The sequence below is a fragment of the Paraburkholderia sp. BR13444 genome (assembly GCF_040948755.1).
Taxonomy (GTDB): domain Bacteria; phylum Pseudomonadota; class Gammaproteobacteria; order Burkholderiales; family Burkholderiaceae; genus Paraburkholderia; species Paraburkholderia youngii.
Genome location: NZ_JBFPKM010000009.1, coordinates 246,033 through 270,876, shown reverse-complemented (window position 1 = coordinate 270,876; position 24,844 = coordinate 246,033). Strand labels below are relative to the sequence as shown.

The 24,844-nt window shown below is 60.5% G+C and carries 26 protein-coding genes and 1 pseudogene; 12 read left to right on the top strand and 15 right to left on the bottom strand.

The annotated features are described in order from the left end of the window. The first annotated feature begins 63 nt into the window (after positions 1 to 63). Together AB3X95_RS25285 and AB3X95_RS25280 are read left to right on the top strand one after the other, a co-directional pair. The gene (locus AB3X95_RS25285) at positions 64 to 975 is read left to right on the top strand and encodes a CHAD domain-containing protein (protein ID WP_368622899.1); all 912 of its coding nucleotides are present in this window, start codon (positions 64 to 66) and stop codon (positions 973 to 975) included. A 193-nt stretch (positions 976 to 1,168) separates the two neighbouring features. Further along, positions 1,169 to 1,435, top strand: a complete 267-nt coding sequence (locus tag AB3X95_RS25280; protein WP_176121003.1) for a hypothetical protein — start codon at positions 1,169 to 1,171, stop codon at positions 1,433 to 1,435. A 296-nt stretch (positions 1,436 to 1,731) separates the two neighbouring features. Here AB3X95_RS25280 and AB3X95_RS25275 read toward each other — a convergent pair whose 3' ends face one another. After that, positions 1,732 to 3,336, bottom strand: a complete 1,605-nt coding sequence (locus tag AB3X95_RS25275; protein WP_368622846.1) for a hypothetical protein — start codon at positions 3,334 to 3,336, stop codon at positions 1,732 to 1,734. Positions 3,337 to 3,854: 518 nt separating this feature from the next. On the opposite strand from AB3X95_RS25275, the gene AB3X95_RS25270 reads away from it, so the two are divergent. Together AB3X95_RS25270 and AB3X95_RS25265 are read left to right on the top strand one after the other, a co-directional pair. Then, positions 3,855 to 4,025, top strand: a complete 171-nt coding sequence (locus AB3X95_RS25270) for a hypothetical protein (protein WP_368622845.1) — start codon at positions 3,855 to 3,857, stop codon at positions 4,023 to 4,025. 147 nt (positions 4,026 to 4,172) lie between these two features. Then, entirely contained in the window at positions 4,173 to 5,588 is a 1,416-nt protein-coding gene (locus AB3X95_RS25265) for a UbiA family prenyltransferase (RefSeq protein WP_368622844.1), read from the top strand. 120 nt (positions 5,589 to 5,708) lie between these two features. On the opposite strand, the gene AB3X95_RS25260 is transcribed toward AB3X95_RS25265, so the two are convergent. Continuing rightward, positions 5,709 to 6,125, bottom strand: a complete 417-nt coding sequence (locus tag AB3X95_RS25260) for a plastocyanin/azurin family copper-binding protein (protein WP_368622843.1) — start codon at positions 6,123 to 6,125, stop codon at positions 5,709 to 5,711. Between the two features lie 324 nt (positions 6,126 to 6,449). On the opposite strand from AB3X95_RS25260, the gene AB3X95_RS25255 reads away from it, so the two are divergent. Then, positions 6,450 to 6,998 carry a carboxymuconolactone decarboxylase family protein gene (locus AB3X95_RS25255; protein WP_176120999.1) on the top strand — a complete coding sequence of 183 codons (549 nt, stop codon included), beginning with the start codon at positions 6,450 to 6,452 and terminating at the stop codon, positions 6,996 to 6,998. A gap of 123 nt (positions 6,999 to 7,121) precedes the next feature. On the opposite strand, the gene AB3X95_RS25250 is transcribed toward AB3X95_RS25255, so the two are convergent. The 4 genes and pseudogenes from AB3X95_RS25250 to AB3X95_RS25235 all read right to left on the bottom strand — a co-directional run bounded on the left by AB3X95_RS25250 (position 7,122) and on the right by AB3X95_RS25235 (position 8,883). Continuing rightward, positions 7,122 to 7,838 (bottom strand): O-methyltransferase, encoded by a 717-nt coding sequence (locus AB3X95_RS25250; protein ID WP_368622842.1) that lies wholly within the window; start codon positions 7,836 to 7,838, stop codon positions 7,122 to 7,124. Positions 7,839 to 7,860: 22 nt separating this feature from the next. Then, positions 7,861 to 7,978, bottom strand: a pseudogene (locus AB3X95_RS25245) (4Fe-4S binding protein). 2 nt (positions 7,979 to 7,980) lie between these two features. Continuing rightward, on the bottom strand, positions 7,981 to 8,289 hold the full coding sequence (locus AB3X95_RS25240) for a hypothetical protein (RefSeq protein WP_184225325.1): 309 nt from the start codon (positions 8,287 to 8,289) through the stop codon (positions 7,981 to 7,983). A 12-nt stretch (positions 8,290 to 8,301) separates the two neighbouring features. Next, positions 8,302 to 8,883: an RNA polymerase sigma factor gene (locus AB3X95_RS25235; RefSeq protein WP_176106926.1), complete on the bottom strand. Its 582-nt coding sequence runs from the start codon at positions 8,881 to 8,883 to the stop codon at positions 8,302 to 8,304. Between AB3X95_RS25235 and AB3X95_RS25230 the strand changes: the two genes are divergently transcribed. Continuing rightward, positions 8,882 to 9,025 carry a hypothetical protein gene (locus AB3X95_RS25230; protein ID WP_176120995.1) on the top strand — a complete coding sequence of 48 codons (144 nt, stop codon included), beginning with the start codon at positions 8,882 to 8,884 and terminating at the stop codon, positions 9,023 to 9,025. The genes AB3X95_RS25235 and AB3X95_RS25230 overlap by 2 nt on opposite strands. After that, positions 9,022 to 9,759, top strand: coding sequence for a transporter substrate-binding domain-containing protein (locus AB3X95_RS25225; RefSeq protein WP_368622841.1), 738 nt, complete (start codon positions 9,022 to 9,024; stop codon positions 9,757 to 9,759). Before AB3X95_RS25230 ends, AB3X95_RS25225 begins: the two co-directional genes overlap by 4 nt. Before the next feature lie 55 nt (positions 9,760 to 9,814). Here the strand turns inward: AB3X95_RS25225 and AB3X95_RS25220 are convergent, their stop codons facing one another. Beyond that, positions 9,815 to 11,032, bottom strand: a complete 1,218-nt coding sequence (locus tag AB3X95_RS25220) for a TIGR03118 family protein (RefSeq protein WP_368622840.1) — start codon at positions 11,030 to 11,032, stop codon at positions 9,815 to 9,817. Positions 11,033 to 11,072: 40 nt separating this feature from the next. Between AB3X95_RS25220 and AB3X95_RS25215 the strand changes: the two genes are divergently transcribed. Continuing rightward, complete coding sequence (locus AB3X95_RS25215) at positions 11,073 to 11,246, top strand: hypothetical protein (RefSeq protein WP_368622839.1); 174 nt, start codon at positions 11,073 to 11,075, stop codon at positions 11,244 to 11,246. Positions 11,247 to 11,365: 119 nt separating this feature from the next. Beyond that, the gene (locus AB3X95_RS25210) at positions 11,366 to 11,698 is read left to right on the top strand and encodes a hypothetical protein (protein ID WP_176120992.1); all 333 of its coding nucleotides are present in this window, start codon (positions 11,366 to 11,368) and stop codon (positions 11,696 to 11,698) included. Positions 11,699 to 11,859: 161 nt separating this feature from the next. On the opposite strand, the gene AB3X95_RS25205 is transcribed toward AB3X95_RS25210, so the two are convergent. After that, entirely contained in the window at positions 11,860 to 13,077 is a 1,218-nt protein-coding gene (locus AB3X95_RS25205; protein WP_368622838.1) for an FAD-dependent monooxygenase, read from the bottom strand. Positions 13,078 to 13,202: 125 nt separating this feature from the next. Between AB3X95_RS25205 and AB3X95_RS25200 the strand changes: the two genes are divergently transcribed. Together AB3X95_RS25200 and AB3X95_RS25195 are read left to right on the top strand one after the other, a co-directional pair. Continuing rightward, on the top strand, positions 13,203 to 14,147 hold the full coding sequence (locus AB3X95_RS25200; RefSeq protein ID WP_176120990.1) for a LysR family transcriptional regulator: 945 nt from the start codon (positions 13,203 to 13,205) through the stop codon (positions 14,145 to 14,147). A 448-nt stretch (positions 14,148 to 14,595) separates the two neighbouring features. Then, the gene (locus AB3X95_RS25195) at positions 14,596 to 15,600 is read left to right on the top strand and encodes a DMT family transporter (RefSeq protein WP_368622898.1); all 1,005 of its coding nucleotides are present in this window, start codon (positions 14,596 to 14,598) and stop codon (positions 15,598 to 15,600) included. Positions 15,601 to 15,631: 31 nt separating this feature from the next. On the opposite strand, the gene AB3X95_RS25190 is transcribed toward AB3X95_RS25195, so the two are convergent. From AB3X95_RS25190 to galU, 3 genes are all read right to left on the bottom strand, one after another. Further along, positions 15,632 to 16,699 carry a rhodanese-like domain-containing protein gene (locus AB3X95_RS25190; RefSeq protein ID WP_176106934.1) on the bottom strand — a complete coding sequence of 356 codons (1,068 nt, stop codon included), beginning with the start codon at positions 16,697 to 16,699 and terminating at the stop codon, positions 15,632 to 15,634. A gap of 57 nt (positions 16,700 to 16,756) precedes the next feature. Next, on the bottom strand, positions 16,757 to 17,413 hold the full coding sequence (locus AB3X95_RS25185) for a peroxiredoxin (RefSeq protein ID WP_176120989.1): 657 nt from the start codon (positions 17,411 to 17,413) through the stop codon (positions 16,757 to 16,759). A gap of 376 nt (positions 17,414 to 17,789) precedes the next feature. Further along, a complete protein-coding gene (gene galU, locus AB3X95_RS25180) occupies positions 17,790 to 18,689 on the bottom strand; it encodes a UTP--glucose-1-phosphate uridylyltransferase GalU (RefSeq protein ID WP_368622837.1) in 900 nt (299 codons plus the stop codon). 640 nt (positions 18,690 to 19,329) lie between these two features. Here galU and AB3X95_RS25175 point away from each other — a divergent pair. Further along, complete coding sequence (locus AB3X95_RS25175) at positions 19,330 to 21,312, top strand: phosphatase PAP2 family protein (RefSeq protein WP_368622836.1); 1,983 nt, start codon at positions 19,330 to 19,332, stop codon at positions 21,310 to 21,312. A 105-nt stretch (positions 21,313 to 21,417) separates the two neighbouring features. Here AB3X95_RS25175 and AB3X95_RS25170 read toward each other — a convergent pair whose 3' ends face one another. From AB3X95_RS25170 to glnP, 4 genes are read right to left on the bottom strand one after another with little or no spacing between them, the layout of a single operon-like run. Next, positions 21,418 to 22,416, bottom strand: coding sequence for a MurR/RpiR family transcriptional regulator (locus AB3X95_RS25170; RefSeq protein ID WP_176366360.1), 999 nt, complete (start codon positions 22,414 to 22,416; stop codon positions 21,418 to 21,420). Next, complete coding sequence (locus AB3X95_RS25165; RefSeq protein WP_368622835.1) at positions 22,352 to 23,437, bottom strand: C45 family autoproteolytic acyltransferase/hydolase; 1,086 nt, start codon at positions 23,435 to 23,437, stop codon at positions 22,352 to 22,354. The genes AB3X95_RS25170 and AB3X95_RS25165 overlap by 65 nt, the downstream gene beginning before the upstream one ends. 10 nt (positions 23,438 to 23,447) lie before the next feature. Next, a complete protein-coding gene (gene glnQ / locus AB3X95_RS25160; RefSeq protein ID WP_254905801.1) occupies positions 23,448 to 24,185 on the bottom strand; it encodes a glutamine ABC transporter ATP-binding protein GlnQ in 738 nt (245 codons plus the stop codon). Further along, positions 24,182 to 24,838 carry a glutamine ABC transporter permease GlnP gene (glnP, locus tag AB3X95_RS25155; protein WP_368622834.1) on the bottom strand — a complete coding sequence of 219 codons (657 nt, stop codon included), beginning with the start codon at positions 24,836 to 24,838 and terminating at the stop codon, positions 24,182 to 24,184. The genes glnQ and glnP overlap by 4 nt, the downstream gene beginning before the upstream one ends. Positions 24,839 to 24,844: the final 6 nt, after the last annotated feature.

Sequence of the window (24,844 nt, the reverse complement as noted above, 5' to 3'; positions counted from 1 at the left end):
GCGGCGGTCGAAGCTCCCTGTGGTAAGGTCTCGGCAGTATATTTTTTCCGATTCGAGGCTGCAATGGATATGGATGGTGACTGGTCCTTGCCACGGCCAAATGCGCTCTTCAAGGTCAACCGCCGGACGGCCGGTTCATCACTGTCTAAATCGAGTTCCATTGCCAGCACCTTCTCGTCGCTCGCGGCGCCGGTGGTGGCTGAAGCCGTGCAAAGGGCAAAAGAGCTATCCACGCAGAGCGACGCCGAAGGGTTTCATCAGCTTCGCGTTGCTTTCAGAAAGCTTCGGGCTTTGTACTGGGCGTACTCCCCATACCTCGGAGACGAATCGACCGCCCAAGTCACAGAAGAATTCAAGCGTCTTGCGGCCGTCGCAGGCGGAACGCGTGACTGGGACATAGCAGCCGATCTGCTGAAAGCCGCCCAGCAGTCCGGCGCCTCGATCGAACCGCTGGTGGCCGCGGCGCGCGAGAGGCGAGCGCAGGCGGTCGTGCATAGTCGGACGACGATCAAAAGCGACGATGTCGAGGCGTTCCTGAACGATGCCCTGCTTCGCGCGCAAACCACCCTGCTGTCGCGCTGTGACGGTCTACCCATTCGGGCGTTCGCCGAAAAGCGTGTCCGTTTAGCGCAACGCGCACTTCAAAAGCGCAGCAAACGCGCTGCACGTAGCGTGGACCCCCACGAGGAGTATCTCCACGATGTCAGAAAAGCAGGCAAAAAACTGAGGTACCTGCTGGAGTTTTTTCAACCCGTTATCAAAGGCAGACACGGTCGCATCATCAAGGAACTGACATCCGTGCAGAACAAGCTGGGGCAGTTCAACGACATTGCCGCAAGCGAGGCGCTGATTCGCAACGCGTCCTTCAATGAAGTCCCGCCCGAGGTCGTGCAGGAATCGCTGCAATGGTTGGAAAAACAGAAGTCCCAACGGATGCAGGCGGCATCGCGACAAGTTCGAGCCATCTCTAGCTGAGACGGGCCGGATCAGTTCGTTGACGCTCGCTTTGCGTCATCTCCCGAATAGCTTCTTTTGCGCCACGCTGCAAATGCGTCTTTGTTGTGGGCATTGCCACGTTTGGCGGCGAGCGAATATGCCTGCTGATTGTCGCTGGAATGAACTATGATCTTTGCATATCCGCAAGATGAGCATTGGAGGCCCTAACACCATGGCTCAATATCGTTCAGTAGGCGGGCTTTTTACTTTGGAGCCAGAGCAAACGGTCACCTGGACCACGGCAGTCGGTGGCGGGCTCGACGGAGGTGTCGTTGTTCAAGCGCCAAACATCATCGACGATGTGATCGGCAGCGACGTGCTTGTGACCGTCAATCAGGGCGTGATCGCGACTAATAACGGTCTGAATTACACGATTACGATCACAAATCCCGGTCCGCGTCCGGTTCCGCACAATCTGAACATCCAGGACTGGAACTGAAATGTCGAAAATCTCTGTCATCAGCCAAAATGGCAAATTGGTAGGAACCTGGATACCGCCGCAGAACGCAAGATCTGGGGTGCCGATTTCAGTCCCCGTAGCCGGGCCCAATCAGGCTCTCCACGAAATCGACATTGAGGACCCAGAATCCTTCGTGCGCCGGAAAGCTCTTCCCGAGTTGCACAGTTTGGTCAGGCAGCGTTTGGGGCTCAAATAGATCGGTGCCGCTCGACAGTGGTCTTCAGCGAGAACCCATTCTGTCACTTGAGCAATAGAGAGGATTACGCGCTAGACGCCTACTTCTTCATTACCATCATCTCGTCGAAGTTCACGGGACAACTCGAATTGGCCGGATGCCTTCCCGCCGCAACAACAACGAGACGGTCGTCGCGCAAATCCGCTTCCCAATTCATCTCCGAAGATGCTAGCAATATTGGTTCTTCACCGCACATTGTGCGCACTGCAGCCACCTGGTTTTTGTAGTGCGTTTCCTTCAGCAGGAGGTAGCCGGTAACGCTTGCCGCGGCGAGAACCGAGTTCGCGATGGCGACGGCGACTACCACATGGAATAGTTTCCGAGCGGATGAAAAGCCCGCAATGACCAGAAAAGGGACCATATAAAACATCGGGACGTAGCGGGCCCACCAAGATTGCGGATGTAGCAGGACGCTCGCTAACGTCGCGAGAAGAAATATCTTCGCAATCTCACCGCCGCCTCTCCTCCTCCAGAACAAAGAAACGATGCACGCAATAAACATAACCCCGAAGAAGGGTCCGAATGCGCCAAAACGCGTAGCAGCCGTGTGCAGCGCAATAAACGCGTCGCGCAAGTGTTCGTATGACGGGACGAAGGTAGGCTCTGCGTTCTCGCACGGCCTGCAATCCAGCGGCAGCGAGAAATACGAGAGGAATATCCTTTGCAAAGGATTCATTGCAAGAAAGTCTGCTGACACTCTTCCACCGATGATATCGACCTTGTCGCTGCCCAGCACGGGGTAGAAAAGGTGTTTTCCAGCGACTATGTTCTCCACGTACGGCGAATAGCCGATCACTGCGACAGCAACAAAAGACCAGATGACCAGCTCTCCGATAACTCCCCGGTTCTGAGTCAGAAAGCGTCTCTTTTCGCCGCCAATAAACGCCGCTGTGAAGAGAACAGCGATCGAGATGGCGGCGAAGGCCGGTCCTGTCAGCTTCGAGCCGATCAGAAGCACGAGTGCGATACCTAGTTGAACTCTGGAATAAGGCCTACGCTTGAGCGCGAAAAGCAAATGGACGGAAAAGATGACCCAGCAGAAGTAATGCGCAGCGTCGACATAAAAACTCGTCACCTGGCCGAGCACCACCGGGTTATAAACGCAGCAAGCCGAAGCAATCAGTGAAGCTCTGGCAGAGATTCCCGCTGACTGGAGCACACGCATTAGAGCAACACAGGCAGGAACACTGAGCAATAGCGTAAATGACTTTCCACTATTGAATCGTGAAGCCAGAACCTTGGCCGTGTATGCAAAATATTCAAATGCCTTGGGGTAGTGTTCGGCCCAGAAACTTCCGCCCAGTGCGTCGGTATCGGCGATGCCGTTTAGGGTGTGGTCTATCGATAGCGGTGTCGCGACGTGGTAGTTCAAGCCGTCGAAACTGAATTCCCGCAGGAATCCGAAAGCAAACAACACCACCGCGATGAATAGTACCGTAACGATCGTGGTGCGCCATTCGAAACGGGAAACATAGCCATAGATGACGACGGCTACAACGATCGCGAACGCCCAGATTCCCGCCAGCACGCCGCTATTGATGTCGAAGTTGTAGAGGATTGCGGCATATAGCGACGAGCCGAATACGAAGATGAGGATCTGGTCGCACAGCTGCGTCCAGTTCACACGCTCGAGGGCGGCTTGCATCCTCATCGATTTCCGCGTGGAGTTCACGCGCTGAGTGGCGTCTTTCGTCATCGTGGAAATGCGGGCCTTCTCTGGTTGATGGAGACCCCCCGTCCGTCGACGCATGCCCGCCCTCTATCAGGTCACCGCTCTGACCATCGAAGCATGCCAACGACAACACAATGCACGGCCGGGGTTGGGATGAACGAAGTAGAGGAGGAACGATAGCGATGTCGAACACTACTGCCGATTATGTGCATTTGTGTGGCGTTGCACAAGCTCGCATTGCGCGAACCGCCAAGGCACTTTTCTGCTGTCGGAGCGCCGCACAAATAACGCGGCTCGATGGGTGGTGCCTCGAAACTCGATGCGTGCACCTTGACGTGGTGAGTGTTCAACGTTATCGGCCAAGATCACCACATTCCGAGCCCCTGTCACACCGCTTGGAGCCGGCAGGTCTATGCTCGCTGCAGGTTCTAACGTTTTCGCTGCTGCGCAGCGAACAGGCGATAGCCAGCGGTCAGACAAGGATCGAGTGCATGACGATCACGATCTTCATGCAGGGAACGTGCGCGCACCCTCCACTGCAGCATGGCGCGTTCCAGCCGCAGTTGCGCTTCTCAAGTAGAAAAATTCACTGGAATCAGGAGATGTTCGTGGCTGGCAGAGCCGGCGATTGCGCTCGCCAGACTCCTTTTGCAACGCCATGAAAGTTGAGAACCCGACCGAGCCGACGACGCAGAAATGGGTCGCGGCAGCGGCGCGTGCGCTCGCGGGCTGATCCAGCGGCTCAATGCGGCTTTGCATTGCTCAAACTTTGGAAGGTTTGATGACGATTCAGGTACATCGAGGTCACTATGGCTGCCATCCCACTTTGCGTTGATCTGGATGGGACACTGACGTCCAGCGATCTTCTGATCGAGTCGTTTTTCGCCCTCGTCAAGCGAAATCCGCTCTATCTGCTCTATTGTCTGGAATGGTTGCTGCGCGGAAAGGCTTATCTAAAAGCGCAGATAGCCGAACACGCCGCAATCGACGTGTCACTGCTGCCATACAACGGGCGCCTGATCGACTTTTTGAAGAAAGAGAGCGCGGCCGGTCGCGACCTCTATCTCTGCACTGCGGGGAATCAACGGTTTGCCGAACAGATCGCGCGTCACCTCGGATTCTTCAAAGGGGTGATGTCGAGCAACGAGTCGATCAGTCTGTCAGGCACGAACAAGGCGTCGGTTTTAACGGCGGAGTTTGGCGTGCAAGGGTTCGACTATTGCGGAAACGCGCGAGCCGATCTGCCGGTGTGGAAGCAGTCGCGCACGGCGATCGTCGTTGGAGGAAAGAGCATCCAGGCGGCCGCGCGGAAGGTGAATCAAACCACGGTCATCTTCGATAACAAACGGTCTCTCTTCAGACTGGCCGTACGGGAAATGCGCGTCTATCAGTGGGTGAAAAACCTGTTGATCTTCGTGCCGCTTCTTGCGTCGCATCGCTTCACGAATATCGACGCACTGAAGGTTGCCGGGATCGCATTTCTTTCGTTCTGCTTGTGTGCGTCTTCGGTATATATATTGAATGACATGCTCGATCTCGACGCGGACAGGCGCCATAGTCGCAAGTGCAAACGTCCGTTTGCGTCAGGCGAGTTGCCGCTAGTTAGCGGCATTGGCATGTTGTTCGTCCTGTTGCTGGCATCGGCGAGCCTGGCGGTTTTTCTGCCGCCGGCGTTTCAGCTCGTGCTAGCGTGTTACGTCGCAATGACACTCGCTTATTCCTTCCACCTGAAGCGGGTGATGCTCGTAGATGTCTTCACGCTGGCTGCGCTCTATACCACCCGCATCGTGGCCGGGGGCGCGGCGGTCGATGTCGTGCCGTCAGACTGGCTAATCATGTTCTCGGTGATGATATTCCTCAGTCTCGCGTTGGTGAAGCGCTATACCGAACTCGACAAAATGCAGCGGGAGGGCAAGGACTCCACGTCTGGCCGAGGTTATCTGACGGCGGACATGAGCATCGTGCGCTCGTTTGGACCCGCTGCGGGCTATGTCGCGGTGCTCGTTCTTGCGCTCTACATGAATTCTGCTGCCGTCACGGGCTTGTATCGTCATCCCCACAGGCTTTGGATCTTCTTTGTTCTCGTGCTGTACTGGATCAGCCGCGTCTGGATGGTAGCGTTCCGAGGCCAGATGCATGACGACCCGATCGTATATGCGTTCAGGAACCGTTCTAGCCTGGTCATCATGATGCTTTGCGTAGCCGCAGTACTTTTTGCGATTTGATCAAACGCTAGCTCTTTATTCTGCGCCCAGCCATGCATGCACAGAACCACGCTCCGCTGCGACTGTCACCTGGTGAAGGCGAACACCGTTTGCGGTGGCTCGCTTGTGAGTAAGCATGCTCTACGGCGTGACGACGAGCGCCGTGTGCATTCCCGCTGCATAGTGTCCCGCCTTGTTGCAGATTAACGCGTAGTGGCCAGGCGCAAGCTTGAACGACACGCGCTTGCTCTTGCCCGGCGCGATGTCTTCCACTTCGCCGATCTTTTTCAGCCTGCGCTCCAGCACCTGTCCTTTGCTGACGGGCAGTGCATCGTCCGAGAGATCTGTCTTGAGCACCACGAGTTCGTGTTCCATGTTGTTGTCCGCAGCATTCTTGACTTCAAGCGTGATGGGACCCGCCTTGACGGTGTGCGTCCCGAGCTGGATCGAGTCCGATAGCAATGTTGCGTCAACGGTTTGCTCCGCCCAGCTTGCATGCGATGTCATCCCGAGCGCGATCACACCTGCGAGGATGGTGACTCTGTAAGTGGCATACATGGCGCCCTCCTTTGAATCGACATATCGCGCGTGTCTGACGTCGAGCGATTGCCGCGGCCAATTCATCGGACAAACAGATACCCCTGCCTGTGCGATGGCATGAGCGCTTCGTGAATTGCGCGATACGTGCAGTAAACGAGCGCGGCGGAAGGCTTATTCCGTAAGTCCGCTGAGGCGCGGCATATCGCTTTGCTCGCCGCGCCCCGTGAATAGTGTGGTTCGTTTATTACCTGCCATGTAATTGGCGGGACTCGCGCCTCTGACTAATCTGTGCATGTCGCCCGAACGTACCCAGCGATATCCCCCGAACCTCAAGGAAATACCATGGCCAACTTTCCCACCTATACGCTCGAATCCGCACCCGAACAATCGAAGCCCGCGCTGAACAGCCTCGCCGAGATATTCGGTATGGTGCCCAATATGCCTGCCAAAATGGCGGGCTCACCGAGACTGATCACCGCCCTCGTGAGCGTGTTCAATCAGGCGCACGGCGGCAACCTCGACGAACAGCAGATGCAGGTACTGCTGCTCACGAATGCGGTGACCAATGGCTCCGCCTGGCCGGTCGCATTCCACTCATTCCTCGGGCTTAAGGAGGGCCTGAGCGAGACCGACGTGCAGGCGATCCGCGAACGCCGCTTCCCGCAGGACGCCAAGCTTGCGGCGCTGTCACGCCTCGCACGCACGCTGATCGAAAAGCGCGGCCGCATCGACGACCACGACATCGCTGCGTTCACCGAGGCCGGCTTCGATCAGGCGCTGGTGCTTGATGTCGTCCTCGTGGTCGCCGCCTCGACGATGACGAACTACACCGCGAACGTCACCCAGCCGCCGCTCGAAGAACTCTTGCAGCCCTACGAATGGAAGGCTTGATGCAAGTTGGGGCGGCGTGAAGCGCAATAGAGCCCGCTGCCGCGGAATGCCTGGTAAAGCCCTTTCCTCACGGGGAAAGGGCCTTTTCGCCCTGTTCGGTCAAGCACATGAATCGAATTCTGCCTAAGACACGACAACGGTAAATTCGACCCCCGATTCAAAATTCAGCGTCGTGGTGGAAAAGCGCGAATCGCCGTCGAGATAGCGCTTGTATGGCCGAACGGCGTCCTCGGCTGTGTACATATTGTCGGCGAGAACGATCGACCCCGGCCGCAGCAGGCGCTCGATCCGCTTGAACAGATTCAGATAGCTGTCGGCCCATACGTCGATAAACACCATGTCGAAAGTACCGTCCAACTCGGCAACGGTCTCGAACACATCGCCCTCCCGCACGTCGACATAAGCGTCTACGCCCGCCATTCCGACATGGGCCCGAAGTTGCGCGCACTTGCCGGCATCGAGTTCAGTCGCGACAACCATGCCACTGCCTAACATGCGAAGAGCCTCGGCGAAATACAGCGTGGACACCCCGCACGAACTGCCGAGTTCGAGGATTCGAGCTGGTTTGTGCGAAAGCACCATGTTGCGCAAAAACCTTCCCGTTTCCGCCGACACCGCCAACGATAAAGGCGGGCCTTGCGACGATTCGAAATCTTCGCTGGATAGTCCGAGCGTTTCGAGAAACCGTCCACGCAGTCGCGGCGCGAGGGTTTCGTAATCCTCCGACAGAGTCAGAAACTCCTCACTCGATCCCTGGAATTGCGCGCGTGCGCGGGCTATCACCTCTGTCTGACTCTGTTCGTGAAGCCGTCGCAGAAGATCCGTGGTTGACGAAGCCATATGCGCTCCTTGACGTGTACCGCTATGCCGTTCTGGCGAGATTGATCGCGCCTTCAGGGCACGCCGCCACACAAAGACCGCACGACCGGCGCAATCACGCCCGACCGCTGTTTGCAGTCGACCGTCGATTCCTCGCGCATGTTCAATCTCCGTCGCGCCGGTCGCGGCCCGATCGCCATGCCGCCTGAAAATGCTCGCGCTCTTCGGGCGTCATCGCTTCCCATTTTCGCCAGTGACGCCGTCCGCGCCAGCCGCCATGTCCGCGGAATCCGCCAAACAGGATGCGGCTCAAAACCAGCAAGCCCAACGCATGCGCGAAGTCGATCGCGCGGGCGCCAGCGAATAGCGCCGGCATCACCCAATTCCATAGCGTCATCACCACCAACCCGAGCACGGCTATGGCGACCACCACGAGCAGCGCTTTACCCACGCATCTGATTCGAAACTTCATCCGTCGACTCCTCTAAATATCCAGTTCGTCGTAAATGGCCTGCAGTCGCGCGCGCAGATGCAAGACCGCGTAGCGCTTGCGCGCGAGCAGCGTGTTGAGCGCGACGCCGCTTTCCGCCACCATGTCTTTGAAGGACCGCCCCTCCAGTTCGTGCGCGATAAATACCTCACGTTGATTCGGCGGCAATTCATCGAGCGCATCCTGCAGAGCCTTGAGCAATACAGCGCGAGCGTAGAGGGCTTCGGGACCGGCATCGTGCGCCGGCAGCGCGAGGTCGAGACGATACTCGCCGCTGGCGTCGTCCTCGGCCTCGGACAGATCGGCCAGCGGTTGCTCCTTCTTCTTGCGAAAACGATCGATGATGCGATTGCGCGCCGCGCGAAAAAGCCACGCGCTCGCCTGTTCGATCGGAGCCGGAAGCCGGTAAGCCTGCACGAATTCGTGGAACACATCCTGCAGGATGTCCTCGGCATCGTCCGGGTCGCGTATCCGACGCCGGATAAAATTGACGAGCCTCGTGCGCTCGCGCACCACGGTCGCGGTGATGTCGCTGTCTCGGTCGGTCATCGGGTGCGAGGTGGGTGGCGGTTCCATGCGCCTGAAGACGTTTCAGCAGCGCGAATATTGTGGCGAGCGCGAAAATTTTTTCCCTGAGAAACTGCCGATTCGCGCGATGCAATGCGGAGCAGGTTTGCGACCATTACGTAACGGCAAGAAGTGGGAGACCCAGCCATGAAGGTCACGATTGCGTACATCGAAGAGCCCCCGTTCGGTTGGATGGAAACAGATGGTACTGCCACCGGTGCCGACATCGCTCTGGCCGAAACGGTGCTTCGGGCGATCGGTGTCACCCGAATCGAGCACCATCTGACATCGTTTAGTGAACTCCTGCCCGGCGTCGAAGCAGGCAGGTGGGATATGAACGTTCCGCTGTTCGTCACGCGCGAACGCGCCGATAGGGTCGCGTTCAGCGTCCCGGTATGGGGAATCGCAGACGGTTTTCTGGTTCGGAGTGGAAACCCAAAAGCGCTCGACAGCTACGCGTCACTCGCCAAACGCGCTGACGCGCGCGTTGGCATCATAGCCGGACAGGTTCAGCACGACTCGGCGAGAGCATCTGGCGTCAGCGAGGATCAGATTACCGTCTTCGAGCATCAGGCCGATGCTATCGAAGCGGTGCTCTCCGGCGCCATCGATGCCTATGCGAGCACGGCCTTGGGGAATCGGATAGTGGCGAACCGGATCGGAGGCTCAATGCTCGAGTCCGTCGCGCACGAACCGGGAACGAAGGGCCAGCAGCAGAAGCCGCCGCTCGGGGCATTCTCGTTCAATAGAAGTAACAGCGATCTGATCCAGGCGGTAAACCAGGCCCTTCGTTCATATCTGGGCTCACCGGATCATCGTGCTCGCATGGCGGCTTTCGGCCTGACACACAACGAGATCGATCCCGCTCTCGCGGGTCGAGGATAAAGAAATCCCGCCGCTCTCGCATCAAGGGCGGCGTTTGTCCATTACGCGCTTGGCGCTACATTCCAACGCTCATCCCTCCGCCCGCGCTTGTGCCCGTACCCGTGCCCGTGCCCGTACCCGTGCCCGTGCCCGTGCCCGTGCCCGTGCCCGAGCTCGACGTTGCCGTATTCAGATCGATTCTTCCGTAGACGCCATCTGCTTCGGCATTCGGGCCCGCCGCGAAGAAGAGCGTGCTGGAAGGCTGATTGCTGAGGTCGTTGCCGAACGCGATGCCCCATATGCCGTGTTCGACGATCGGGCTGTTGTTCGGTCCACTGATCGGTCCCATCGACTGCCCGCTCGATGCGTTGAACGCATTGATCATGCCATCGCCGAAATTGCCGATTATGATTGCGCCGCTCATCGAGCCGAAACTCGCGGGCGCCTGCGCAATGCCCCACGGCGCGTTCAGCGGACCGCCTGTTGCGAAGCGTTGCTTCAGATTGCCCGCGGTGTCGTACACATCGACCATGCCGAGCCCCGCGCCCGGGACATCGTCGTGTTTGGCTGCGTCCTGCATTGCATAGGTGACGAACAGATTCGAGCCGATTGCCTGAATGCCGAACGGCGCGAAGCCCGCCGGCATCGCAGGGTCCGTGAACGCGCCGGGCATCGAGACCTTCGTGAACGAGCTATCGAAGACGTCGATCTTGTTGTTATGGAAGTCCGTCGCGTAGAGGAAGTTGCCATTGTTCATGGCGGCGAGCGCGAGGCCCTTATAGACGGCACCACCGGCACCATCGTCGTACATGACGAACGCATTGGTCGGCCCGACGGCGGGCGCCCAAGCGGTGATGGTGCCGCCTTCGCCCGTGAAGATGAATGCGGCGACTCCGGACTTGCCGTTTTCCGTGACGAGGAAGCTTTGTGTTCCGTTGAACACGATGCCAGTCGGGGATGCGGAGCCGTTCTTGCCGTCGGGTATCGTGACGACCAGCGATTGCGGCACGCCATTGCCGTCATAGAGCGTCGCGACGTTGGTACCGTTGTCCGCGACCCAGGCGAAACCTTTGGGATTGAAGGCGACGCCCCAAGGGTTTTTCAGATTTGCGTCGGTGTGTGCGGCCGGCACCGCGCCATCGGATACGAGCGCCGTCGCTGTGAACGACGACTGAACCGGCGTGCTCGTGCTGCTCGAATTCGAGCTACCGCCGCCCCCGCCGCCGCATGACACCAGAGTCGCGACGGCCGCGCCGCATGCAACGACGCCGAATATAGCGAGTAGAGACTTCATGACCGCACTCCTTGTTCTGCCCAAACGGACCTAACGCTCAATGAACGAGCACGGCATGGGGTTTATTCCGGCGGAGCGGCTGATTTCGCGGCAGATCAGGCGCGATCGCAATGGTCGAGTTCGTCCAGACAAAAACGATTGGTACGCAACGAACATGGGGCGTGACTATTCCATGCGTGCGGCCGAAAACTTGTATCGAGCCGTCATTGCGTGAAGTTCAACCGTCGACTCAGCACCCGAGAAAACGCGCGGCACGCTGATTGCGACATTTCCTGTAGCGCAGGCGACAACCGTCTGCGTCTATCTTCCAGTCCAATCAAGGAGGGGCGGATCATGAGCAAGGCAACCATCACACTAGTCGCGGCCGTCGCCGCACTCTCGCTGTCGGGAGGCGCTTTTGCGCAGATGGCCGGAGGTCAGAGCGGCAGCGGTTCGACCGGAAACGCAGGCAGCACCGCCAGTCCGTCGAATCAGATGAACGGCACAACGTCAGGCGGCTACGGCATGCCGGGCAACACCAACTCGGACAGCGGCATGGGCGCCAAGGCGCCGAACTCGGGCCTGCCGAGCAACGACACCGGCTCGACGACCGCCAGCCCCGCGCCCAAGAGCAACAACACGCTGGCGACCCCGAGCGTGGTATCGCCCGCCGCTACCGGCCATTAACAGCTGGCAAAAATGACCGTCGGCTGCGAACCAGTGCTGCACAAACGCTCCGTTCGCAGCGGCGTAGGTGTAATTGCGACCGGCGCCCAGTTTGTCGAATAGCAGAGGCATGGCCGTCACACGCGGCCAACCGCCTGGCTATCGAAGCGTCACGGACAGGCTCAAAGCCACGTACCCCCTTGCCGGTCGCTCGGCTCCTGCGCGAGCGCATCGAAGTCGTGAATCCAGTCGAGGTGATGCAGCATGCTATCGCGCACCCCAAGCCGCGCGTTGCGTTCCTGCGCGGCGGGGCCGTCCGGCAGATGCAGCACGTCCGCGGTACTGATCGACGCGTACTGCACCTTGCGCGTGCGGCCCCGGCGCAGACGCTCGTAGCCCTCCTGCGCTTCCCGCCAGTTGCCTGGGCCCGCCTTGGCCAGTTGCGCGGCCAGCACCACGGCATCTTCGATCGATTGATTGGCGCCCTGGCCGTGATGCGGCACGAGCGCATGCGCGGCATCGCCGATCAGCGTCACGCGACCCTTGCTCCAGCGGCCGAGCGGCGGACGGTGAAACAGGCCCCAGCGCTGACTGATCGGCACCGCCGTGATCATCTGCACGACGGCCGGATGCCAGTCCTTGAAGAGGCGCAGTTGTTCGCCTTCGGTCGATGGCATGACCCAGTCGCGCGACGGCCACGGCGACGGATGACGCTCGACCAGCAGGAAGTTCTGATCGCCGTTGTCGCCGATCGGATAATGCAGCAGATGGCCGCCGGGCCCGACCCAGAACTGGATCGTCTCAGGATCGGGCAACAGGTCCAAGCGCTCGGCCGGTACGATGCCACGAAAGCCCGAGCAACCGGAATACAGCACGTCGTCGTAGCCGAGCATCCAGCGTCGCGTGATCGAGCGTGCGCCGTCGGCGCCGATCACGAGATCGGCATCGATACGCCGACCGTTGTCGAACGCGAGGCTCACGCGATCTGGATGCTGCACGAGATCGACCAGCCGATGACTGAGTTCGATGTGCTCGAGACCGACCGCCTTCGACAGCACCGCCTGCAGATCGGCGCGATGGACGCCCCAGTACGAGCCACCGAACTGGTCGCGATAGCTGGGCATGCCGCGATGATGGCCAATCACGCTGCCGCTGCGGCCGTCACGATAGATGAGCCCGGGTACTTCGGCGCACACGTCGTCGAACGCGGAGCGTAGTCCCATGCGCTCGTAAAAGCGCGTCGCGTTGGCCGACAGCGCGACGGCCGCGCCCACTTCGCGCAACTCGTCGATCTGCTCATAGAGTTGCGCATCGATGCCATGCTCGCGTAGTGCGAGCGCCAGCGTAAGGCCGCCGATGCCGGCGCCGACGATCGCGATGCTCAGGTCCATCCGGGTCATGATTGTGTCTCCGATATGCGGGTTTATCGTGTCGGTATTTTCAGCACTAGACCGTCATTGCTCAATAAGATGAAATGAATCTCCTTCATCACTGAAGTGAATGACCTTTTAGTCATGCCGAAGCCATGGAACTGAGCGATCTCGACCTCAACCTGCTGCTGCTTTTCCAGCGGCTGATGCAGGAGCGGCGCGTGGCGAGCGTCGCCGAGCAAATGAACATGAGCCAGCCGGGCGTCAGCAATGCGCTCGCGAAGCTGCGCCGCCTGCTGGGTGATCCGCTGTTCGTGCGCGCGCCGGGCGGTGTGGTGCCTACCCCGTTCGCGCTGCGTCTCGCGGAACCGGTCTCGCAGGCGCTCGCCACCTTGCACGCCGCGCTCAATCCGGTGACGGGCTTCGATCCGCTGCGCGCAATGCGAACGATGACGATCGGTATGACCGACATCGGTGAAGTCGTGTTTTTGCCCGCATTGCTGGAACGATTGTCGCGCGTCGCGCCAGGCGTCGCGATGAATACGGTCCGCAATACGAGCGTCAATCTGAGCAAGGAGATGGCCGACGGCCGCGTCGATCTGGCGATCGGACTGTTGCCGCAGTTGAAGGGCGGTTTCTATCAGCGGCGTCTGTTCGATCAGCGCTACGTCTGTCTGTTCAGACGCGGCCACCCACTCGAAGAGGCGCCGCTCACGCTTTCCGCGTGGCGCGAAGCCGAGCATCTGGTGGTGGTGTCGGCCGGCACCGGCCACGGTCAGGTGGACGAGTGGCTGAAACGGCGCGGCGTGCGGCGTCAGGTGCGACTGACGGTGCCGCACTTCATGAGCGTGGGCTACATCCTGCAACGTACCGACCTGATCGCCACGGTGCCAGAGCGTCTCGCACTGGAGTTGGCCACGCCGTTCTCGCTCAGCCTACGCGCGCTGCCGATGACGCTGCCCGCCGCGCCGATCCATTTGTTGTGGCACGAACGGGTCCATCACGACGAAGGCAATCGCTGGCTGCGCGAGGTCGTGATCGACCTGTTCGCGGATACGGCGACGAGTGGCAGGCGAGCGCGGGACGTGAGGAAGAAATAGGGCTTTTTTTGTAAACGCGACTCGCACGCGGATCGACAATCGGCGTGCGGACTGCGTGAAGCCGCGCAAGCGGGCATCGCGCGATCGGTGCAGAATGATTGGACCCACGGGTGCCTGCGCCGCAGGTGTGAAGGTGCGCACCACTCGCCAGCGTATGGTCGGAAGATCGCCCGACACAGTGATGCGCACATAGCAGCCGGCGTAACGTCCGGTCGCCCGTGGCCTTTCGCGCAATGGCCGATGAGTATTCGCGGCCCTAATTCGCGTAGACGTTCGACGCGTGGCTAGGCGCGAGGCAGCCGCTCCTCCCTGACATTACAATTGCATTTGCGTATAATTTCGCGAAGCCTTCATGCGCTATCACTGAAAAGCAAATAAGCGATACCGCAATAAAAAAGCACTGCTGTGGCCTGCCCACATAGTGCACAAAGACAACATCACCCGAAAAATGTCCGTGCCTTCAGCCACAACCGGATCGCGCGATTCCGCGCGGTTTTTCACCCAACCGAAAGTGCTCGTCATCGTGGCGACGCTATGCTGCCTGCTTTGGGGCAGTTCATACCCGGCAATCAAAATTGGCTACGCGTTACTCGGAATCACACAAAACGATATTCCTTCGAAGCTGATCTTCGCGGGCTACCGGTTCGTGCTCGCGGGACTGTTGTTGTTGATTCTTGCTGCCTTTTCAAAGAAACCTGTTTTCGAATTGAATCGACGCAATAGCGGACAGCTGATGCTATTGGGTTTCACGCAAACGGCCATTCAATATGTTTTCTTCTATATCGGTCTCGCCTACACGACCGGCGTTCGCGGTTCGATCCTGAACTCGACGACGACCTTCTTCAGCGTGCTGCTTGCCCATTTCATCTACAAGAACGATAAGGTGTCGCCACGCAAAGCGCTTGGATGTCTGCTGGGATTCGTCGGCGTGATGGTCGTCAATTTCGGCGACGGTCTGTTTGAATTTGCCTTCACCTTGCTCGGCGAAGGCTTTATCGTGATTGCCGCATTCGTGCTATCCGCTGCATCGATTTACGGAAAGCGCATTTCGCAGAGTATGGACGTCATGGTCATGACCGGTTATCAACTCGGGTTTGGCGGCGCCGTTCTGCTTGCGGCGGGGTACGCGACCGGCGGTTCGTTGCACGCGTTCACGCTGGGATCGATGGCTTTGCTGGCCTACCTGGCGTTGCTCTCTGCAGCGGCCTTCACGTTGTGGAGTCTTCTGCTCAAATATAACCAGGTCGGCAAAGTTACCGTTTTCAATTTCCTGGTGCCCGTGTTCGGTACCGTGCTGTCCGCGATTTGCCTGAACGAGAACATCATGGAATTGAAGAATCTCGTCGCGCTGGTGCTGGTATGCGGAGGAATCTGGCTGGTTACGCGCTCGGCGCAACGGAGCGCTGGCTATTCGAAGGCTGGTGTCGCCGTGGGCCCTCAGGGTCGCGGCTGAGTTCGTGGGGTTCCGTAGCGTCGGCTTCCCGTCAAACGCTGTCAGACGCAACCGGCAACCCCTCCGTCCGCCACCGCAGCATCCCACCGGCAAGATTCGCCACCTTGCCGAACCCCGCCTTAGTCAACAATACGCTCGCCTGCGCCGAGCGCACGCCGGACCGGCACACCGCGACCACCGGCCGCTCGCGATCCAGTTCTTCGAGCCGCGCTGTCAATTGCGACAGCGGCACCAGCTTCGCGTCCGGCAGATGACCCAAACGATCGATGAACTCCGGCGCCTCGCGTACATCGACGATCTGAAACTTCGCGCCATGCTCGAGCAGCGCCATCGGCTCGATTTCCCACACGCCGCTAAAGCGCAGCGTCAACGGTGCCCAATCCGGTGTTTCGGTCGCAACTTCGGCGCCGCCTTCCGGCTGCCCGCAACGCATGTTCGCGGGCACCGCGACCGCCATCTGCTTCGGATGCGGCAAATTCAGGTTGTTCATGTACCCGGCAAAATCACCGACGTCGACGTCGCCGCCCAGACGCGGATTGAAGCGCCGCTCCTCGGTCACGCTCGTCACGGTGATGCCGCGATAATCGTGCGCGGGATAGAGGAGGCAGCCGTCCGGCAGCGACAGGATCTGCTCGCGCACGGACGCGAACAACTGCTGCGGACTGCCCTGCTGGAAATCGGTGCGGCCGCAGCCGCGAATCAGCAGGCTGTCGCCGGTAAAGGCCATGCTCTGGTCGTCGAGCACGTAGGTCAGGCAGCCATTCGTATGGCCAGGCGTCGCGCGCACGGTCAGGTGACGCGTGCCGAAGTCGATCCGATCGCCATGCGCGAGCGGCCGCGTCACGCCTTTCGCCCCCACGACCGCGGCAAGCCCGATCTCGCTGCCGCAACGCAAACGCATGCGCCATGCGCCGGTTACGTGATCGGCGTGCACGTGGGTATCGAGCGTAGTAAGCAGCCAGAGGCCCAGCTCGCGCAGCAGTGCCTGATCGCGCGGCACCTGCTCGTAGACGGGGTCGATCAGCACCGCCTCGCCGCTGTCGCCGAGCAGGTACGTGTAGGTCGACGAAACAGGATCGAACAGCTGACGAAAAATCATCTGTATCTCTCGAGAAGATCGGCGAGGCGGCCGCGAACGGCCGCCGTGCCGCATCTGTCAGCGCGGTTGCTTGGTGGTGCGCAGATACGGCTTGATGGTCTTGAAGCCAGGGAACACCTGCTGCGCCTCTTCGTTGCTGACCGCCGACGTGATGATCACGTCTTCGCCCTGCTTCCAGTTGACCGGCGTCGCGACCCTATGTTTGGCGGTCAGTTGGATCGAATCGAGCACGCGCAGGATTTCGTCGAAGTTGCGGCCGGTGCTCATCGGGTAGGTCAGCGTCAGCTTGATCTTCTTGTCGGGACCGATGATGAAAACCGAGCGCACGGTCGCGTTGGTCGCTGCGGTGCGGCCCTCGCTGGTATCGCCCGCGTCGGCCGGCAGCATGTTGTACAGCTTCGCGACCGCGAGGTCGGTGTCGCCGATCATCGGGTACTTGACGGCGGCGCCCTGCGTTTCCTCGATGTCCTTGGCCCATTTTTCGTGGTCTTCGACCGGATCGACCGATAGCCCGATCAGCTTCGCGTTGCGCTTGGTGAACTCCGGCTCGATCTTCGCCATGTAGCCCAGTTCAGTCGTGCAAACCGGCGTGAAGTCTTTCGGGTGAGAAAACAGGATCGCCCATTGGTCGCCGATCCAGTCGTGGAAATCGATGGTGCCCTGCGTGGTCCGCGCGGTGAAATTGGGCGCGGTGTCATTGATACGAAGTGACATATTGCCGTCCTGTGAAGTCGTGGTTAAGCGGAAGACCCGAGCGAGGCCTGTCTGCAACGGTCCAACACGAGCCCGTTTAATCTCGGGGATTGAAAATCACCAAGGCTCACAACGATAGATGAAGCTTTCGCGGCGCATACTCGCGCGGCAAGTAGCGCATCGCCGCATCGCGCAGTGAGAATTCAAATATAGCGCGTTACGCGCAAGCCCATGCTGACACCCATCGAAATCTGTCCGGCTGGCCACTCCGGAATGGCTGAGAGGAATGACGTTGATCGGTAAATCATGGACATTCGATGCGCCGGCGTGTGTGCGATAGCGCACACATTTACCGGACCCTGTTTGATCAGACCGTGCCGTCGTCCAATGGGCGGCGCTAATGCGTGGTGCCCGGCGCGGCCGTCTCGCCGTCTACGCGCTTGCGCAACCAGGCACCGAATGCATCGTGCACCTCGTTATGCCGCAGCGCGAAGTCGACGATCGCCTGCAAATAACCGAGTTTGGTCCCGCAGTCGTAGCGTTTGCCGATGATTTCATACGCGAGCACCTGCTCTTCCTCGAGCATCGAATGAATGGCGGGTGTCAGTTCAATCTCGCCGTGAGGGCCGGGCCGCTGCGCGCGCAAGTGGTCGAATACCGCTGGCATCAACACATAGCGCCCCGCGACGCCGAAGCACGAAGGCGCTTTTTCCGGCGCGGGCTTTTCGACGATGCTCGACACGCTGATCACGCGCTCGTCCCAATGTCGTCCGCCGACCACGCCATGCGAGCAAGCGCCGTCCGCTTCGAATTCCTCGACCCCGATTACCGACGAATCGTAATGGCTGAAGATGTGCACCATCTGCTCGAGAACGGGCGGCTGACCTTCGAGCAGATCGTCGGCGAGAACGACCGCGAACGGCTCGTCGCCGATCAGCTTTTGCGCGCACAACACCGCATGCCCGAGTCCGAGCGGCTCTGCTTGCCGAACATAGATGCAGTTGACGTTGGGTGGTTTGATGCTTTGCACGAGTTCGGCGAGGTTTTGCAGCCCGCGCGCCCGCAGCACGTGTTCGACTTCGTAGGATTTGTCGAAATGATCTTCGATCACGCGCTTACCGCGGCCCGTGATGAAGATCAGCTCAGTGATACCCGCGGCAACCGCTTCTTCGACCGCATATTGAATCAGCGGTTTGTCGATGACCGGCAGCATCTCTTTCGGACTCGCCTTCGTGGCCGGCAGAAATCGCGTGTCGATTCCCGCGACCGGAAACACCGCCTTGTGAACTGCGAGCATGATGAACTCCTCGTCCGGCTGGTAGACGAAGCAGCACGGCTGTAGAGCATGGCCGGATGCCGCCGGCTGGGCGTCCCGCTTCGGCTGGCCAGTGCTGCGCGTCGGAGCGGGCGGTACTGATGAAGCGCTTGCAACAAACGTGGCTTCCGTCCGCTCGCAAACATCTGCTGAATGCTCGCCATGATGGCACGGTTTGCCGGCGGGTGTGGATATTCGCCGTTGCGGCGCGTCAGTCCGCGGATCCGGGCGACTCGGGGGAACCCAGGTCGTCAAGGGGACAGGCTCGGGCTAAGCGGCTTTTAAGCTTGCAGGGCGTAACTTCACACCCACGCTGAATGCTCACGCACGCCTGACTCCCTGATCACATGCGGACGTCGCACGTCCGATCCAACTTTGATATGAAAAAGCTAGCGCGCTCGATTGACTTCATTCTGTTGACCGCCGCGTCGGTGGGCCTCGTCATGTTTGTCGTCTGGCGAGTGGCGACGGTAAAGGGTTGGCTTTAGGGGTTGGCTTTCTCCCTCTCTGCGCTCAGACGTCTGCGATGCATGTCCCCCTTGCCTGAAAATAGGTCGCAACAATGCCGTAATAATTCATCCGCACAATTCGACGCCACCAACAACGACAAGAAAGTCTCGTGATGACTCATCTTCGCGTCTCTCTTCCGCTGCGCGTCACTATTCTCGCAAGCGTGGCGGCACTAGCCGCGTGCGGTGGGAGCAATGACTCTTCTACGCCGACGGCCTCGAATACTTCGACGACAACGGCGACGGCCTCGATCCCGGCTCCACCTGCCGACCCTGGTTTTGTCGACAACGCCGCAATCCCCGACGTGCCCGCGTTCGTCGACACGATTGCGACCAACCAGCGCGGCGACGCTCGATATGCGACGCTCGCCACGAATGCCGGCGTGCGTGTCGTCTCGCGATTCCTCGATATCTGGCAACCGTTGACCGAGATCGTCGATGCGGGTGTTTCCGCTCCCGCCAATGGTTCCTTTCCGGCTGTCGTGCAATCCACGTGGACCGGACTACCCAATGACGGTACGCCGGGTGGGGCGGTCGTGAACAGCGCCGTCCATGCCGCAAATATTCAATTCGTGGTCACCGAGACGACCAACCGCACCCAGGCGCAGGCCGATGCAGCCTACTACGACGACCGGCGCGGCAAAGGCTACAGCGTGACCGATGGCATGGGCCCGCTCACCAACGCGTGGCGCACGGCGGCGCAGCAGACGACGACGATCACGTCGATCCCGGCGGATGCGACGACCGTGCTGTACAACGACGCCGGCAACAACATCGGCGTCGGCAGCAGTGGCGGCAACAGCAATTTCGGCCAGGTTGTCGACCTGCTCAGCAACATGGGCAACAACGCATCGACCGAGCCGGCCAAGCGCTTCTACAAATACGCGCGGCCATACCGCTGGAGCACGAGTGTCGTGGTAGCTCCGACTCTGGTGCCGGCCGAGAGCACCACGCCTTCGACCGATGGCGGATATATCAGCGGTCACGAGGCGGAGGCGATGCGCGATGCGATGACGATGGCCTACGTGCTGCCGGAGCGGTTCCAGGAGATGGCGAGCCGCGGCCTCGAACTTGGCGAAAACCGCATTTTTGCCGGTATGCATTCGCCGCTCGACGTCATTGCTGGTCGAATGTTTGCACTTGCGGCGACTGCTGCGAATCTCTCCGATCCCAGCAACGCCACCTTGAAGAGCGCCGCATTTAGTCAGGCGCACACAGCCTTGATGCAGTCGACCAACACCAATTCGACGAACTTCGCCGCTTTCGCCCACTCCGGCACGGCAGCGACGGACCGCTTCGCCGACTATGCGACGAACAAAGCAGACTTCACCCGCCGTATGACGTTCGGCTTTGCTCCGATCGAATCGACCGATGCGCCTCCGGTCGTGCCGAAGGGTGCGGAAGTATTGCTGGAGACGCGCTTTCCGTATCTGAGCGCAGCCCAGCGCCGCGTGGTGCTCAAGACGACCGAGCTTCCTTCCGGCTATCCGGTCATGGATGACGCGGAAGGTTGGGGCCGCCTCAACATGTTTGCGGCCGGCGACGGATATGGTGCGTTCAATGGCAGCGTCATCGTTTCGATGGATGCGTCCCAAGGCGGATTCAACGCGTCGGATCTGTGGCGCAACGACATTTCCGGCGCGGGGAAGTTGACGCTGCAGGGCAGTGGAACGCTGAAGCTCGGTGGCAACAATACCTGGTCGGGCGGTTCCCAGGTAAGCGGCGGTGTGCTCGAGGCGGATTCTCCGAATGCGTTCGGCACGGGCGACGTGTATGTGGGTGCTGGCGGCGTCACCATCGCGGCGACTTCGCCCGTGTCCATCGTCGGCAAGTACACGCAGCTCGCCGGCACGACGCTCGAACTCGACATCGACGGTAAAGGCGCCGGCCAACTGCACGTTGGCAATCAACTCACCATCGCAGGCGGCACGCTGCACGTGAAGTTCGTGAACGGCTATGCGCCCAAGGTCGGCGACACCATCGATCTGATCGATGGCAATGGGGCGACCACGGTGTTCACGACGATCATGGTCGACGGCCACAAGGCGACGCCCGTCTATTCGGCGACCGGGGTGTCGGTGCACATCGATTCGTAAGCCGGGCGGATGCGTGAGCTACGGACCGCGCTCGGCCCTCGTAAAGCGAGGGCTGCTCTCGTCAACTCAGCGCGCGCAGAACGGAGTTCGCACCCCTCGCCAGCATTAGTCCGCCTCGATCCCCAACGCGGAAATCAATCGTTCGCGCCGCGATAGCGCCTGCAAAGACCGCTTCCCCAGATGCGTCGCGACCAGATTGAGCAGGCCTTCGCAAAAGATCAGATACGCGCCCATGCTATTGCTGAAGAAACTGCTGTCATGCGGAATCAGGAACGCGTGCCGTGCGGGCGGCACCAGTGGAGACGCGAGCGTATCCGTGATCGCGATGACCGTCATACCCGCCTCGGCGGCTGCCTTCGCAGCTTCAGCGACGCTGCGCGTATAAGGCGAAACGCTCGTGACGACCACCACATCGCCCGGTTGCAACTGCGCGAGTCCTTCAGCCACGCCGAGCCCTTGCGCATCTAGCAGTGCGACGTCGGTGCGGATCATCCCGAGCCCATAGCAAAGAAAGCTGGCGAGCGCGCTGAACTGCCGCAAGCCGTGCACGCGCACGCGCGGCGCCCCCGCCAATAGCGCGGCCGCGCCGCGCAGATCGTCAGCCGATAGCCGTGCGAGAAACGTCTCCACATTGACGATCGATTCGTGCGCGAGTTGCACGACGACCTCGACTTCGGGCGAGGTTCCGCTATTGACGGGCGTGTGCTCACGCTGCTTTTTCCCTGCAACGAGCCGCTCCGCCTGATTCGTATAGAAATGCCGGTGACGCTCCGCCAGCGAATCGCGAAACACGCTCTGAAAATCCGCGAACCCTGTATAGCCGAGCTTCGTGCTGAGCCGCGTCAGCGTCGACGCATTGACGTCGAGTGCCGTCGCCAGATCGGTGATGGTCCGCACGGCCACTTCCTCCGGCCGTTCGAGCAGCCACGCCAGCACGGCGTGCGCCTTACCGCCGAGCGACAGGCCCGCCTCGTCGCGACCGATGCGCACCACCAGTTCGCGCAGCGCATCGACGCTGCGCGGCGCGCCAGCGACGGCTTCAGGCGCGCTCGCGTCGTCCTTGTTCGCCGGCTTGCGGCGCTTCGTGCGTAGGTTTGTGTCCATTGATCAATCGATATCGCGGCGGCGTCCCGGGTTGCTCATAAACGTCCCATTCTATGTGAGACGCCCTGATCACGATATCAGCGGTTGCGAGCGTGTTTTCGTCGTCGGGATCGGCGGGGTCGGTGCGGTAGATCGGCAGCGATGTGTCGTGCGTGTCGGCAAGGATCGCGAGCGGCTCAGGCGCATGCCCCGCTTCGCGTGCGTCTCGCAACATCCGGTCGCCGCGCGCCTGCCGACTACGCGATGAATCTGTCACGATCTGGGCGAAGCCCCGCATCGGCGGATGAATCGCGTGATTCGCATGCAATGACGGCTGCGTGATCTCCTGCACGGAACAACCGTGCGCGCTGTACTCGACGCTCAGCAACGGCGCGCTCGCCTGATGCGCAAGCGTCAGATGGAAGCCGCCCGCGCGGGGGTTGTCGCGCACCACGGCAACGGCCGCATCGAGATCGCGCGCATCCAGCAACGCGCGCGTGAGCACCATGCGCGGCACGCCCGCCTCGGTCTGGCGCACCCGCAGGTTGTTCACGGTGACGGCAAGACCCGCGTCCGTCACGGCGAACGTATGGCCCGGCAGCGAGCCCGGATACACGAACGCCGCAAAGCCCGGACTGCCGTCGATCCGACACGCGGCAATCGCGCAATGCCCCGCGAAGCCGGGGTCGCCGTCTTCGTTGTGACTGATGCGCTTGCCATCAACCGATGGCAATTGCACCGTCGTGCAACCGTCGGGCGACGCAGCCCACAGGTCGCCGCGACAGTTCCACAGAAACACATCGTCGAAGGGCACTTCGAGGCCATCGGCAAGCCCCTGCAATTCCGCCCAGATACGCGGAAAGCGCTGCTGCGTATGTGCGGAAAGCGCGGCGGCGAGCGGCGTGCCACGCCATTGCATGACGTCGCGCCAAGCGGCCGATTGCACCAGGTGGCGATGCACGGCCAACGCTCCGAAGCGCCCTAACGCCTCGCCCGCGTCGAACGGCGAGCCGGAGATTTCGATGAATCCAATTGCAGACATGAGTTCGAGATCATTCGACGTGTTGAAGGAAATCGCGCAGGCGCTGATTCGGCGGATTGTCGAGCAACTGCGCGGGCGGCCCGTCGACTGTGATGTGGCCGTGCTCCATGAAGATCAGACGCGTGCCGACCTTGCGCGCGAACGTCATTTCGTGCGTCACGACAACCATCGTCATCCCCTCTTCCGCCAGCGACTGCATCACCCGCAGCACTTCCTGCCGCAGTTCGGGATCGAGCGCCGAAGTCGGCTCGTCGAACAGCATCAGCTTCGGCTTGACGGCCAGCGCACGCGCAATCGCGACGCGTTGCTGCTGGCCACCCGACAGCTCGCTTGCATAGTGCCCGACGCGGCCAGCCAGGCCGACTTTCGTCAGCAGCTCGTGCGCGAGCGTTTCAGCGTCGGACTTGCTCATGCCGCGCACCTGACGCGGACCGAACGCGACGTTTTCGAGCGCCGTCAGTTGCGGGAACAGGTTGAACTGCTGAAACACCATGCCCGCTTCGCGGCGAATCTCGCGCACTTTCTTCGAGCCGCCGCGCACGCTGATGCCATCGACGATCAGATCGCCGCCGTCGATATGCTCCAGCGCATTGATACAACGCAGCAGCGTCGATTTGCCCGAACCCGACGGACCGATCAGCACCACCACTTCGCCCGCGCGAATGTTCAGATCGACGCCGTCCAGCACGGTGGTCTGCCCGAAGCGCTTCGTGACCTGCTTGAACTGCACCATATCGAGCGCGCTCATAGTATCCGCATCCTCTTTTCCATCGTGCGCAGACAGAACGTCAGCACACCGATCATGCACAGATAGATTGCGGCCACGGCCGTCCAGATTTCAACGGCCCGAAAATTCGCCGCCATGATTTCCTGACCCTGACGCGTGAGTTCACCGACGCCGATCACGATGAACAGCGACGTATCCTTCAGGCTCACAATGAACTGGTTGCCAAGCGCAGGCGTCATGCGGCGAATCGCAACGGGCCCGACGACAAACGCGAGCACACGCCACATCGGCATGCCGAGCGCGAGTCCCGCTTCCTTCAATCCGCGCGGCACCGACAGGAACGAGCCACGCACGATCTCGGCGATATACGCGCCCGAATTGACGATGATCGACACGATCGCGGCCGTCAACGCATCGACGCGCACGTTAAGCAGCACGGGCAGAGCGAAGTAGATGAACATCACCTGCACGACGATCGGCGTGCCGCGCACGAACTCGACGTACGCGAACGCGATCTTCTGCATGAAGGCGTTCCCGTACGCGCGCATCAAGCCGAACAGAAAGCCGACCGCCAGGCCTCCCGCAAGGCCCGCGATGGTGATGAGCACCGTCAGCTTCGCGCCCTGCAATAGTGCCGGTAACGCATCGACGACGACTGACAGATCGAACTGCATGACTTG